Annotated in this window: 14 protein-coding genes, 1 tRNA gene and 1 pseudogene; 10 read left to right on the forward strand and 6 right to left on the reverse strand. The window is 44.1% G+C overall.

The genetic code is table 11. The features are described 5' to 3' along the window. Position 1: 1 nt before the first annotated feature. Together ACM0OZ_RS27230 and ACM0OZ_RS27235 are read right to left on the reverse strand one after the other, a co-directional pair. The gene (locus ACM0OZ_RS27230) at positions 2-382 is read right to left on the reverse strand and encodes a hypothetical protein (protein ID WP_414585953.1); all 381 of its coding nucleotides are present in this window, start codon (positions 380-382) and stop codon (positions 2-4) included. Positions 383-774: 392 nt separating this feature from the next. Next, positions 775-861: transfer RNA gene (locus ACM0OZ_RS27235), tRNA-Ser, on the reverse strand. 89 nt (positions 862-950) lie between these two features. Here ACM0OZ_RS27235 and ACM0OZ_RS27240 point away from each other — a divergent pair. The 6 genes and pseudogenes from ACM0OZ_RS27240 (at position 951) to ACM0OZ_RS27265 (ending at position 4,216) form a co-directional block, all read left to right on the forward strand. Further along, positions 951-1,319 (forward strand): 2Fe-2S iron-sulfur cluster-binding protein, encoded by a 369-nt coding sequence (locus ACM0OZ_RS27240; protein ID WP_096564497.1) that lies wholly within the window; start codon positions 951-953, stop codon positions 1,317-1,319. Between the two features lie 79 nt (positions 1,320-1,398). After that, entirely contained in the window at positions 1,399-1,917 is a 519-nt protein-coding gene (locus ACM0OZ_RS27245; RefSeq protein ID WP_414585966.1) for a thermonuclease family protein, read from the forward strand. A gap of 343 nt (positions 1,918-2,260) precedes the next feature. Beyond that, positions 2,261-2,440 (forward strand): annotated as a pseudogene (locus ACM0OZ_RS27250) (DUF3011 domain-containing protein); the annotation flags it as partial. Positions 2,441-2,465: 25 nt separating this feature from the next. Next, positions 2,466-2,654 (forward strand): hypothetical protein, encoded by a 189-nt coding sequence (locus ACM0OZ_RS27255; RefSeq protein ID WP_414585968.1) that lies wholly within the window; start codon positions 2,466-2,468, stop codon positions 2,652-2,654. 137 nt (positions 2,655-2,791) lie between these two features. After that, positions 2,792-3,412 carry a hypothetical protein gene (locus ACM0OZ_RS27260; RefSeq protein ID WP_414585954.1) on the forward strand — a complete coding sequence of 207 codons (621 nt, stop codon included), beginning with the start codon at positions 2,792-2,794 and terminating at the stop codon, positions 3,410-3,412. A 42-nt stretch (positions 3,413-3,454) separates the two neighbouring features. Beyond that, on the forward strand, positions 3,455-4,216 hold the full coding sequence (locus ACM0OZ_RS27265; protein ID WP_414585955.1) for a transposase: 762 nt from the start codon (positions 3,455-3,457) through the stop codon (positions 4,214-4,216). Here the strand turns inward: ACM0OZ_RS27265 and ACM0OZ_RS27270 are convergent. Beyond that, a complete protein-coding gene (locus tag ACM0OZ_RS27270) occupies positions 4,164-4,688 on the reverse strand; it encodes a toll/interleukin-1 receptor domain-containing protein (protein WP_414585956.1) in 525 nt (174 codons plus the stop codon). The genes ACM0OZ_RS27265 and ACM0OZ_RS27270 overlap by 53 nt on opposite strands. After that, positions 4,666-4,857: a hypothetical protein gene (locus ACM0OZ_RS27275; RefSeq protein ID WP_414585957.1), complete on the reverse strand. Its 192-nt coding sequence runs from the start codon at positions 4,855-4,857 to the stop codon at positions 4,666-4,668. The genes ACM0OZ_RS27270 and ACM0OZ_RS27275 overlap by 23 nt, the downstream gene beginning before the upstream one ends. Before the next feature lie 215 nt (positions 4,858-5,072). Between ACM0OZ_RS27275 and ACM0OZ_RS27280 the strand changes: the two genes are divergently transcribed. The 3 genes from ACM0OZ_RS27280 (at position 5,073) to ACM0OZ_RS27290 (ending at position 8,514) form a co-directional block, all read left to right on the forward strand. Beyond that, positions 5,073-5,891, forward strand: coding sequence for an inositol monophosphatase family protein (locus ACM0OZ_RS27280; RefSeq protein ID WP_414585958.1), 819 nt, complete (start codon positions 5,073-5,075; stop codon positions 5,889-5,891). 422 nt (positions 5,892-6,313) lie between these two features. Next, the gene (locus ACM0OZ_RS27285) at positions 6,314-7,273 is read left to right on the forward strand and encodes a J domain-containing protein (RefSeq protein WP_414585959.1); all 960 of its coding nucleotides are present in this window, start codon (positions 6,314-6,316) and stop codon (positions 7,271-7,273) included. Further along, positions 7,273-8,514, forward strand: a complete 1,242-nt coding sequence (locus tag ACM0OZ_RS27290; protein ID WP_414585960.1) for an ATP phosphoribosyltransferase regulatory subunit — start codon at positions 7,273-7,275, stop codon at positions 8,512-8,514. Before ACM0OZ_RS27285 ends, ACM0OZ_RS27290 begins: the two co-directional genes overlap by 1 nt. Before the next feature lie 192 nt (positions 8,515-8,706). Here ACM0OZ_RS27290 and ACM0OZ_RS27295 read toward each other — a convergent pair whose 3' ends face one another. Further along, on the reverse strand, positions 8,707-9,528 hold the full coding sequence (locus tag ACM0OZ_RS27295; protein ID WP_414585961.1) for a nucleotidyltransferase domain-containing protein: 822 nt from the start codon (positions 9,526-9,528) through the stop codon (positions 8,707-8,709). A gap of 394 nt (positions 9,529-9,922) precedes the next feature. Next, complete coding sequence (locus ACM0OZ_RS27300; RefSeq protein WP_414585962.1) at positions 9,923-10,177, reverse strand: hypothetical protein; 255 nt, start codon at positions 10,175-10,177, stop codon at positions 9,923-9,925. A 1,073-nt stretch (positions 10,178-11,250) separates the two neighbouring features. Between ACM0OZ_RS27300 and ACM0OZ_RS27305 the strand changes: the two genes are divergently transcribed. Beyond that, on the forward strand, positions 11,251-12,477 hold the full coding sequence (locus tag ACM0OZ_RS27305) for an FG-GAP repeat domain-containing protein (RefSeq protein WP_414585963.1): 1,227 nt from the start codon (positions 11,251-11,253) through the stop codon (positions 12,475-12,477). Positions 12,478-13,030 lie beyond the last annotated feature (553 nt).

Consider the following 13,030-nt stretch of genomic DNA (forward strand, 5'->3'; position numbering starts at 1 on the left):
TCTACTCTGTTTCCACCAATTCTTGTATTGCCTTGACTGCTGCTTCTAACTCTTGTCGGCTGCTAGCTTTTATCTTAACTTTCTTGCCGTTTGCCTCTGCTTCCAATTCAATGACTTTATTGGCTAGGCGATCGCTCAAAAACCCCCAGACTTGCTTCACATTTTCCGGCTTCACAAAAGTTATCAGTTGAGCGACTACCCAGCCTGTTACTGACTTCGTTCGCTCTGGCGCGTCGGCGTTAATCACTCGGTCAACCGCTTCTACTTCATCCAAGTTTTTCATCTGTGCAAGAAGCTTCTGGACTTCCTCATCTTTTTCCTCGTCATCCAAGTCTGGATCGGTAAATGTAATGGTTAGTTTAACGTCAGATGTATCTGCCATAATGCTAGTTTTGTTATAAATAATATCTACGGTTCGAGAATTCTACTGTATGTAGATATCAATCAAACAGTAGACTATTCCGGAAATTCAGCAATTTTAGCGCAGCATTACCCACCTTCAAACATGCGGTGCGTTACGGCTCAAAATAATTGTACGTAACCCAAAACACTTGTTGAGCCGTAACACACCCGAATTAAGCTGATAATGCGGATACTTGATAACTGATAACTGATTTAATGCCTTGCGTCAGTTTCAACACGAACTAGAAATCGGTGCTTTAGTCACAGTGGATGAAGCAAAGGCGAAGGCAAGAATTTTACCAATTAACAGGAATGCCTAAAGATTCAGAAAATCTTAGGCAAATTAGTCTGTATGTTGGAGATATTATTGAACGGAGAGAGAGGGATTCGAACCCTCGTTGAAGTTGCCCCCAAACAGCATTTCCAGTGCTGCGCCTTCAACCACTCGGCCATCTCTCCAGGCGTCACGATTTACCATTCTACAATGAAATAAATTAAAATGCAAGGAAATTTCAGTTTAAAATCCTAAATTAAAATCGAAAATTCCGATGTCCGAGACATACACTGTTAAAGTTCGCGATCGCGCTAAAGGCACAGTATACACTTTAGAAGTCCCCGAGGACCGCTACATCCTGCATACAGCCGAAAAACAAGGGGTGGAACTGCCGTTTTTATGTCGCAATGGGGCGTGTACCACTTGTGCTGTGCGGGTAATCTCAGGAGAGATTTACCAACCGGAAGCGATTGGACTGTCGCCAGAGTTGCGGAAAAAAGGCTATGCCTTATTGTGCGTTAGTTATGCCCGTTCTGATTTGGAGGTGGAGACACAAGACGAAGATGAAGTCTACGAACTCCAGTTTGGGCGCTTTTTTGCTAAGGGGAAAGTTAGGGCGGGTTTGCCGTTAGATGAGGATTAATATTTATTTCGCGCAAAGACGCAAAGGCGAGCCAGCGCTGCAGGAGGGTCTCCCTCCGCAGGCGACTGGCGTCGCAAAGGTGCAAAAAATTGCCATTCTGTTTTGTCTATTACTCCTGGTAGCTTGCCAACCTCAGAAGAAGGCGGAAGAAAGTACGCGGATACAGATTAAAGTTGCACAGGTAGTGAGTGGGCAAACTTTGGAGGTGGTGGGTATCGGGGAGCAACCAAGTTTAATTTCTCAAGTGCGGTTGCTGAGTATCGATGCACCAGATTTGCAGCAGCGCCCTTGGGGAGATGCAGCTAAGGAACGCTTAGAAGCGCTGGTTGGAGAACAGCCTGTGATGCTGGAGTTTGATGTGCAAATGAAGGACAAATTCGGGCGGACTTTGGCTTATGCGTGGAAAGATGAGGTTTTGTTGAATGAACAGCTGGTGAAAGAAGGGTATGCTCTGTTTGTGGGGCGATCGCCTAACCACAAATATGACTTACGCTTAGAACGTGCCCAGCAATGGGCGAGACTCATGGGGCAAGGAATTTGGAACCCAGAAAAACCGATGCGTCTGACTCCCGCTGAGTTTCGCCGTCAGTATCGTTAGTAATTCGTAATGCTCAGCTTCAGAGCGAATTTTCAAGATTCATTGCAAAAAAATGAGTCAGATTCGAGAGTTACATCAACTGTTGGGTATTGACGCATCTTCGGTAGGTCAATACATAGAATTTGCTGTAGCTTGAATCAGGCAAACATTGCCTTTTGTTACAAAAAAAAGAGCTTTTTCAACCAAAAGTATTGAAAGTGCTTAGGACGCTAAGTTCTATGGCTGAAGGTACAGGCAAGTGTTTTTACAAATTTGGAATAATGAATATAGTCAGTTTTTTATTCTTAAAGCACATCCAACATTTAATATGAGCGTTCGTTTTCCAATAATTGCTGGTACCTTGATGGCTACCACTGTTAGTCTAGGTACGCTTTTCAACTTTGCCTCACCAGCTTCTGCTCAAGACACAATAACTTGTGAAAGCAGCAATAATCAGAGGAACACTTGTTCGGTAGATAGAGGAAGCGAAGTAAGGTTTGTCAGGCAATTGTCTGATGCTAGTTGTAGAGGAAATTGGGGTTATCGCAGAAACCGTATTTGGGTAAGGAATGGCTGTCGAGCAGAGTTCGCTGTTAGCAATAGCAGAGACGACAGATACGATAGAAATGACAGATACGATAGAAACGACAGATACGATAGAAATGACAGATACGATAGAAATGACAGATACGATAGAAATGACAGATACGATAGAAATGACCGATACGACAGATATGACGGATACCCCAGATAAGTGAATCTACAGTCATTTTTGAGAGTCAGCTATATCAAAGTCTCTACACCAATTCGTAGGGACTTTATTTTTGTTAGAAATAAGTTTGTACGCTGAAAAAACAAGATCCCCGACTTCTTAAAGAAGTCGGGGATCTGAAGATTGCTATATCTTGGTAGTGTACAAAGTTTAGCCACTATAAAGTGCGATCGCCCTAAAGAACACTGTTCCTTGCCCAATCGCCTTGCTGGTAAGCTGAAGATCCTACAATTTGCACACCATCTTTTAACAGTTACCAGTTATCAGTTATCAGTTATCAGTTTCATCCTCCGGGAGAAACACCACACTCCTGTGCACAGAAACCGTTGGTGTCAGTACAACCACACCAGCCCGAGAAAGCGTCACTGCGGCTGGTACTGTTTTAATGAAACTCTTGTGGGGTGGGCATCTTGCCCGCCCAAATTGTGCAAATTAAATGCACAACAGCTTGTGAACGACTATCAAACACTCAAGCGCCAGTCTCAAACACTCGTCCGCAAGTATCAAACACTCAAGCGCCAGTCTCAAACACTCAAGCGCCAGTCTCAAATACTCAAGCGCCAGTCTCAAATACTCAAGCGCCAGTCTCAAATACTCAAGCGCCAGTCTCAAATACTCAAGCGCGAGTATCAAACACTCAAGCGCGAGTATCAAACACTCAAGCGCGAGTATCAAACACTCAAGCGCGAGTATCAAAACCTCGTTAGCCACAAAAAAGAAATCATGGCATCGCCCTGCCAATAGCTTACTGGTAAAGTCAGTGTATCCTTCGCCTATAATTTCTCAATGCCGCGCCCTAAACGTAACTTACAACCAAGCTTTTGCTATCACATTACCACTCGTTGCAACAACCGCGAATTTCGCCTGACGCGGTTAGAATGCCGTGAAGTGATGCTTTATGCTATCAAAAAGGCACAGCAAAAATATGGCTTTAAGCTCTATGCCCTCTGCATCATGAGCAATCATGTCCATTATCTGCTAGAACCCAAGCAGCCAGAGGAATTGCCTAAGATTATGCACTGGCTCAACTGGTATACCGCCATGTGCTTTAATCGAATGCTGAACAGGACAGGACACTTTTGGGAGAAGCGATACCACAGCACAGGTTTTGCTAATACAGATAAACGGCGAGCCTTGAATACGTTGCGATACATCCACGCTAATCCCAAAGCAGCTGGAATACAGCAGGGTTTTTTCTACGATTTCAGCAACTATGGCATCCATGACCGCTTGAGTGATGATGGTATCACTCAGTGGCATCCCGCATTTTTGCAATTAGGAAGAAACTTGGAGGAATGCGCTGCTAAATATCGAGGATTTTGTAAAAAATATCGCCCACAACCAAAGCCAGAAAAAAGAAATCATTGGGGTAGTCGCTTTTTGCCATCAATGAAGAATAAAGGGAATCAGAAAAAGTCACCAGGGCAGATGAGTTTACCTTGGGATAAGCAAACAGTTACCGAGTGTACTGAGGTGCATGAAGTAGCAGAAAAATTTATCCACGCCAACGGATATCGCCTCGGTAGTCTACGCCTTTTTCTGATCTGAGGTCATCACCTGAATCATCTGTTTGATTGACCTTCACCCTTACTGGCTTTTTCCCAGTAATACCCCAGATCAGTTGATCCATTGCAGGAGTATAAACACGTGTCTGTTCCCGAAAATCAACCCATGTTATGCCTTGAAGAAAAACCGGGAGAATAGGCTTCTGTGGAGCATCAGAAAGCAGCACGGGAATAACAGGACACTTTCGTCGCTTAAATTCACGCAAAAAACCATATATTTCATCTTCTTGCCAAGGACCAATACCACTGTTGCCAACAAAAACTGCTGCTGACTTTATGTGCTCAATCTGCTTTTCTAGTTCCGGCTGCCAAGGAAAACCAGGTCGTAGCTCCCAAACATCCAGCCACGGTTCAATGTTATATTCGTCGTTTAATTGCTCTGCAATTTTTATGACTGCTTCCTTATCTTCGCTATTGTGGCAAAGGAAGACATCAAATTGAGATTGAGTTGTCATCTGGTTTTACTAATTCCTGTATTGCCTTGACTGCTGCTTCTAATTCTTGAGGACTGCTAGCTTTTATCTTAACTTTCTTGCCGTTTGCCTCTGCTTCCAGTTCAATGACTTTATTATCCAGGCGTTCCCCCCTTGGGCGGTTCTCTGCTGGAGCATCGCTGAGAAACAAGGAACCTCACCCTGCCCTATCGGGCATCCCTCTCCTTAGTAAGGAGAGGGAAAGATTTTAGCGCAGCTAAAAGCAAGGGTGAGGTTTTGAGTCAGATGTGTGTACACGGTAGCCTTTATAACGGGAAAGGTGCCGGAGGCGGATAGGGGTAAACTTCACGTCTACCCTTAATTCGTAATTCGTAATAGGCTGATATTACGAATTATTAACTAGCGATGACTAATCTGCAAATCTTTTTGGATATTGCTACAGAAGCAGCCCTTGCTGCTGGTGCGGTGTTGGAAGGTTATTTGGGTAAGGTAGAAGACGCAGTTACAGAAAAAGGACGCCCCGGTGATTTGGTGACTGCTGCTGATAAAGCTGCGGAAGTGGTGATTTTAGATGTTTTGCGTCGTCACTTTCCTGACCATTCTATACTTGCTGAAGAATCAGGAAAACTGGGAAATCAAGATAATGAATACCTCTGGGCAATTGATCCCCTAGATGGGACAACGAACTTCGCTCACCAATACCCCTTTTTTGCTGTCTCTATTGGGCTTTTGATTCAGGGTGTGCCACAAGTTGGTGTTATTTATGACCCTTTCCACGATGAGCTATTCCGTGCTGCACAAGGTTTGGGAGCTACGCGCAACCGTCGCCCTATAAAGGTTTCAGACACCTTGGAATTGGGTAAAAGCCTCTTGGTTTCAGGATTTGCCTATGACCGTCGTGAAACATCTGACAACAACTATGCGGAATTTTGTCACCTGACTCATCTCACTCAAGGAGTACGGCGCAGTGGTTCTGCATCTCTAGATTTGGCTCATGTCGCCTGCGGGCGTCTTGATGGCTATTGGGAAAGAGGTCTTTCTCCTTGGGATATTACCGCTGGTGTCATTATATTACGAGAAGCGGGGGGAAAGGTGACTGCATATGATGGCAGTGCGTTAGATATTTCCTCTGGCAGAATTCTTGCCACGAATGGTTATATTCACGACAGCCTCACTCAAGAACTCAAACAAGTTCCACCACTGTGTAGCGAGAAATCGGAGTAAACCGGAATCTACTATTTCAAACTCTCCTCTATAAGCGCTGACCTTAGCTTTTGAGGACTTGCCTCTACCAAGAGCGGGCGTAGTGAAGTAGGAAAGACTTAGGGTGCTACACTTCCCTTTTAACTAGATTGGAGTATTTTTAAGTAATGCTTAAAAGTACCTTGCTTGCAACCTAATCAAACCAACCTATTACTAGACGGGCTTTTTATATTTGACTCACAATTAAGCACAACTTCCTAAGTTCACGTACTTTTGTACCAACTTCTGTACTTTTAATTACTGCGACTTATTATATTATACTCCAAAATTCCGTTTTCTAGTAATTAGTCTGCATGGACTCGTTAACGGTGTTAAATTTATAGCCATTTCTCACAAGCAAAGTAAACTAGAGAAATTTAAGCGATGTGGTGCAACACCGTTATATGTCTTTCAAGTTCAATCGTGGATTGTTTAAATATGACTTCGTAGATCATCACGCGGTTCTGTGTGTCCCAGTTGATGCGGATGTCAAAGAGATTCGCAAACGCTATCTCAATATCGCCCGTCGCCTGCATCCTGATAGCTGTAAGGCTGCAAGCGATGCTGAGAAACAATTGGCTGGTGAATTGTTGTCTAAGCTAGTTAATCCAGCATACGAGACTCTGTCTCATGAGAAAAAGAGAACGGAATATATTTTAGTTTTGTCGCAAATGGGCAAGCGCTTAGTTCAAGAACCTGCTTCGGTGGAACTTTCTAGCGATGCGGCGAAACAGCTCGTCAACGCGCCTAACTTCGAGCATATCTATAAGAGTGCGATACGCGAAGCGTCAAGCCTCTGGCTTATCGCCAAAATCGCTGAAACTCAATATGACTCGTTACAAACAGTGCAACAGACTATCGCCCAAGTCAGCGAGTTGAATTTGGTATATGTCATGCGCAGTGCTGGCAAATTATCTGCAGCAACCTCACAGCCACTAACTCAACCACAAATTCCAACGAGTGCGCCAGTCGTCAATAAAACTCCTATAGTTCCACCACCACCAACACAGCAACAAGACTCAGTTGTCCTTCATTACATCCGTCGCGCCCAAGAGTTGATGGCAAAAAATCAATTGACACAAGCTAGGGTAGAATTACAAGATGCCTTGAAGCTAGAGCCAAATAATAGTCGCTGCCATAGCTTGATCGGGGTGGTCTATTTGAAGCAAAATTTAACCACAACTGCAAAAGTTCACTTTGACCGTGCCTTGCAATTAGACCCTAAAAACCAAGTAGCATTGGAAGGCAAACGCAGAGTTGAACAGATAACAGGGCATAAACCCAGTGGTGCGAAGCATACAGCATCGCCTAACACTGGGCGTGACGGTTTGTTTGGTGGTTTGTTTGGTGGGAAGAAAAAATAATGGTGTATCAATCACCAGTGGGAGCTAGGGATTTATTACCCTTAGATGTGGCTCAAAAACACTGGATCGAAGACAGGTTACAGCAGGTGTTTCATCGTTGGGGATATCACAGAATTATCACCTCAACGCTTGAGCGTATGGATACGCTGATGGCGGGGGGAGCAATTCAACGTTCGGCGGTGATTCAACTGCAAAACGCTGACGATGAAGATTTGGGGCTGCGTCCAGAATTGACAGCGTCGATCGCTCGCACGGCTGTCACACGCATGGCAGGTGTGACTTATCCGCAACGGCTGTATTACAATGCCAATGTTTTCCAAGGGACAAGCGAGTTGAAACACAACCGCCAGCAGGAATTTTATCAAGCTGGGGTGGAGCTGTTGGGCAGTGGCGGTAATTTAGCCGATGCAGAAATTTTGCTGTTGGTGGCAGAGTGCTTGCAAGCATTGGGTTTGAGCCAGTGGCATTTGATTTTAGGTGAAGCTCAAATCACGCGATCGCTCCTCAAACCTTTTCCCGCTCATTTACAAGGAAAAATCCGCAGTGCGATCGCTCACCTTGACCGGGTAACTATAGATACTCTACCGTTGAGCGATGAACTACGAGAACGCGCCATAATCATGCTTGATTTACGCGGAAACCCAGATGATGTGTTGCAAAAAGTTACTAAGCTGGGTTTGGATCAGCCGTTACAAGCCGTCGTAGATAACCTGAAATCTTTAGTAGAATTACTGAAAAATACAGTAATCAATACAACAGAAAACCAATCAAGAGGCATAGAAATTATCCTCGACCTTAGCCTATTACAAACCTTTGATTACTACACGGGTATTGTATTTGAGGTAATCAGCGATACTGATGGACAGGCGCGGGTTGTTGGGCGGGGTGGTCGCTATGACCAGCTTCTAGGACTTTATCATCCGAAAGGAGAAAACATACCAGGAATTGGTTTTGCATTATTCTTGGAAGATTTACAACAAATTCTCTTGTCTGCTCGGCAATTACCACAAACTACGCCAGCTAGCAATTGGTTAATTGTACCAGAAACGCCAGATGCGTACGCCGCCGCCTTTGCTTATGCCACAAAACTCCGAGACTCAATCCATCTGGTGCGAGTGGAAATGGATTTGGGGGGACGGGATGCGGATGAAATTCGGCAATACGCAGGCGATCGCCATGTTGCCCAAATTGCTTGGATTAAAGCCGATGGCGCAACAATCATTGAATCATTAGTCAAATGATAAGTATTTAACAGGATATGATATGATTCTAGGCTGCGTTTATCCAGACATAATATCATTCTTCCTTTCGATCAAAATCTCAGCAGATGCTGAGGCTTCCCCACCCTAAAGCCGCGATTCGTAAGCTCCTCAAGAGGAGGCACGCTTCACTGCGTTACGCGCCTCGCTCCACGAGGAGCTACGCTAACAGCATCACAAGTTAGCTTTTTGACTGCAACTGGGTATAAAGCCAATCTGTATGCGCTTGATGACTTCATCAACCGTACGCCGTTCATGCAGCTTAAAATAAGCCGAAAGTAACACGGTTGTTTCCCAGAACAGTTGAAGCGCAGATTCACCTCGTATCCAAACGTCTCCTGGTTCCAAACCGGCAGCTTGACGGAATGCCAAAGTCCATGGACTCTCTATACCTATTTCTTGCATCACTTGTGCAAAGTAAGTGTTGGCACTCTCAACCATAACACCACGGGACACTGCAACAGCTTTCGTCATTCCTTGAAGTATTTCGTGTGTTGCAGCAAGCACACGTGACTCGTCTCGCTTTGCCAGACCACCTAGCAGTTTATGAACATCCTCTACAAGATGGAACACTGTTTCAGCGGCATATCGGTTTGCTCTGTTCTGGAGAGATGCGTAATCAAAGACCCGTGCTGTTTCTTGAAGCTGCGCGACTACGCCATCTTTGTCAAGCAGTGGACGCATATTACGGAAAGCGGGTATAGCATGAATGGCAGATTGAGGTAATTCAATGACCCACAACCAATGCTTAAGTGGGCAATACGTAACACTGACCAATATGCGATGCCCTTCGGGGTTGCACTCCTTGCAATCGCGATATTCTAGCGTATCTTCGATTTGAATATCGTCATGTGTCAGACAGACCAGATCAAGATCACTCCAATCATCGGCACAACCGCGTGCATAACTGCCGGTTAAAAAGATACCTCGGATAGCTGGACTGTCAATTTCTTGCACAAGCGAGTCGAGGAAATGGTTAAGCTCATCGGCAGTCATACGCAATGAATAACCTTTATTTAGATGAATTACGAAGCAATTTATGGCGTCTAACTATTTATTATGCCGCTTAAAAATTTTGTTTTTTTTAGGACTTACGCACACTCTACAAGTTCTTGGCGTTCTTGGCGTCTAAAGCCCTGAGTCCTTACGGACACGCGGAGCGCCGAGAGTGCCTGCGCTTTGCGCATACGGGCATGCGCCTTCGGCGTAGGACGGTAGCCTACGGCACGGCGCTCCGCGTCTACGATAAATTAAGCTTAGGGGCGATTTTTGCGTAAGTCCTGTTTTTATTTAAAGATTTTATTTAATACGAAATACGAAATCTATAAAACAAAAATATTACTCTTCTTATACACATCCAATGGTAAGGTTGTGATGCAACCCTTGTTTTCTATTTTCCTGCTACGAATTGTTGCTGAATTGTATTGGATGCAGTCTGCTTTAAAGTCCGGGCACCACCGCTTTCCCGGCGACTTGGAACTCCTCGGTTAGGTGGTACTTGAGCTTGCAGCTTACCCTGTTTAAGAGTTTTGACTGTTCGAGGAGCATTTTCTTGTAACAGCAATAGATTATGCGTGTCTGCATACTTAACTGATACAGTGAGTATTCCTACGATTAATGAAGCTACGAGATATTGCGGTTTCATTTTTTTCTTCCTCAGAATAACTTTTCGTAATACAACTTCACCGCTATATATGTGTTTTTCTGACGAGATATACACTTTTACTGAAACAGCAGTAAAGAATATCAATTTCAGGGAGCTATGGCGGTTTTGATTTGCGGACTGACTGTCGAACACATCCCCCGTAGGTGAATGTGGTATTCTGTCTATCTATAGTGGCGGGGGCTAGTTTGTATGCATCACTATCAGGGAGTAAAGGGGACTGGGGACCCTTGGATTGGGAACAGTGACCAGTGACCAGTGAACAGTGAACAGTGACCAAAAACTCGAAACTACGCTGAAAACTGATAACTGGTAACTGATGATTGATAACTGATACTGCGGGTACTTGATAACTGATAACTGTCACCAGTCCCCAGTACCCAACAAGCGAGCGGCATTCCTCCCTCACCATACGTACTCGTTGTAGGGGACTCCTTGCCGCGACCAGTTGAAATAACCTGACCCTCGCTGAGTCCCTGAGACCTGCAGGCACGCTAAGCGCAAACCGTGCCGCAGGCATACGCGTAAGCGCAAAGCGCACACTGAGCGCCAAGGGCGCACGCTACGCGTAAGCGCAAAGCGCACACTTCGTGAACGCGCAGCGTCTCCGCAGGAGATACGTGTTGGCGCAGCCTGTCCGTAAGGGACTTACAAAGCAGCGTCTCCGCAGGAGATACGCAAAACCGTCACAATATATCTTTTTCTTTGAAACTCATTCTTCTGTCTATTATTTGACAGTTTTTCTAAATTATTATTAACTTGGTTTTATTGTAATTATTTTATTAAGTATTTGAAATGAATTAAGCATACTTCAAAAGAGCAAAGACAAAAGAAAAATATATTTTTAAGTAATATTTAAATAAAGTCATGCCATAGATAGAAAACATTGAAAATGTTAACTAATAACATTTATTTGATAGAAATACTTATAATGATGACCATTTTGACAAAGTATTAAGTAAAAATAATTGAAACATTGAATATGTTATTTCTTGACAAAAATAAAAACGAAAAGGCGTTAAAACATTGATGAACACGAGTGATAAAGAAACACCATGTTGGAATCTCCAAATACCTCAAGCTCTTCAGCCTTCAGAGCTACAGGTTCTAGTCCGTTAAATATTCAAAACGCAAATACTTTTGAGAACAATGGTGATTTAAATACTTTGAGTTTTAACGGCTCCTCACAATCATCATTAGGTGGAGATGACTTTTCTGAGGCTGCAATAACCCCTAGTCTGAAGAATCCTAATCCAATATTTACTAGTGCAGCGATATATACCGATTTCAACGGAGATGGCAAGAACGACAAGTTATGGCGTAACTCTCAAACTGGTGAAACTGCTGTCTGGCTGATGGATGGCACAAATGTTGCCTCTGGTGCTTATTTAAAGACAATGAGTGCAGATTGGGACTTTAAAATTGCGGATTTCAACGGTGATAACAAAACTGACATCATCTGGCGTAATAAGACAACGGGTGATAACCAGATTTGGTTGATGGACGGTACCACAGTCGCTTCTGAGACATCTGTGACAAACGTTGGTTCAGACTGGACTTTCAGTATTGCTGATTTCAATGCTGACCGCAAAACCGACATTTTCTGGCGTAATCAGACAACGGGTGAGAATGCGGCATGGGTGATGGATGGCACACAGATTATCGCTCCGTTTTCTTTGCAAACGGTTGACCCAAATTGGACAGCTAATGTTGTTGATTTCAACCGTGATGGTAAGACTGACATCTTCTGGCGTAATCAAACAACAGGTGAAAACGCTGTTTCGTTGGTCGATGGTACCAACGCTTCTACAACTGCGTTGCCAACCCTTGGCACAGAATGGGAAGCTAGCTTCGGAGATTTCAATCTTGACTATCAAACCGACATTCTCTGGAATAATAAGACAACAGGTGAGAACGCCGTTTGGCTGATGAATGGCTCAAATATTGCTTCTCAGGCTGCCTTGCCTACACTCGGTGCTGGCTGGACATCTAGTGTTGGCGATTTCGACGGCAATGGCACAACAGACCTTCTATGGTACAACCAGCAAACAGGTGAGAGCAAGGCTTGGCTCATGAATGGCACAACCGTTACCAGTGACACTGCTCTACCGACGCAAAGTTCTGCTTGGACACCAAGTATTAGCGATGTTGACGGCGACGGCAAAACCGACATCTTCTGGCGTAATTATCAAACAGGTGAGAATAAGGTTTGGCAGATGAATGGCTCTACCCCCACTGAAACCGCTCTACCGACATTTGATCAGGGGTGGTACACTTTCTAAAATGTTTGAAGAATTCGTAATTCTTAATTCGTTATTGACTTGATAATTACCAGTTATCAATTACGAATTACTTTGGATTTCGCCCTGATTAATACACAGTAAGTTAATTATGATTTGCCGGGAATTATCTCGGCTTTTTTTATAGCTTTTATCATCAGGATGAAGTATTTAGCAATCCGCGCAGGATTTATGAAAAATCTTAAGTATTGTAGGGTGGGCAGTGCTTACCGTATTTTGCCAACTACATCCGGGTTTTGCGTTCGCACTGCCCTCCGCAAGCGTGTCGTTCAAAAATCTGCGGAGGGGTTCTATAGATTTATCTACGTGCATCTGTAGTTCGTTATTTATTTGATATCTTGCAGCCAATGAAAAACGGCTATATAAGAGCTATTTTTAAAATAAAAATTTTCTTACAGTGCTTTTCAAATGATGATACTGAGTTGCGTTCATGACTTACACCTCACCCCAATAAAGCTGCGCTTTATTTCCCCTCTCCGATGCCTTGGAGAGGGGTTAGGGGTGAGGTTTTGCTCTGCAACTTAGTATGAGGTCA

It is taken from the genome of Scytonema sp. PCC 10023 (assembly GCF_963920835.1).
Taxonomy (GTDB): Bacteria; Cyanobacteriota; Cyanobacteriia; order Cyanobacteriales; family Nostocaceae; genus Kalymmatonema.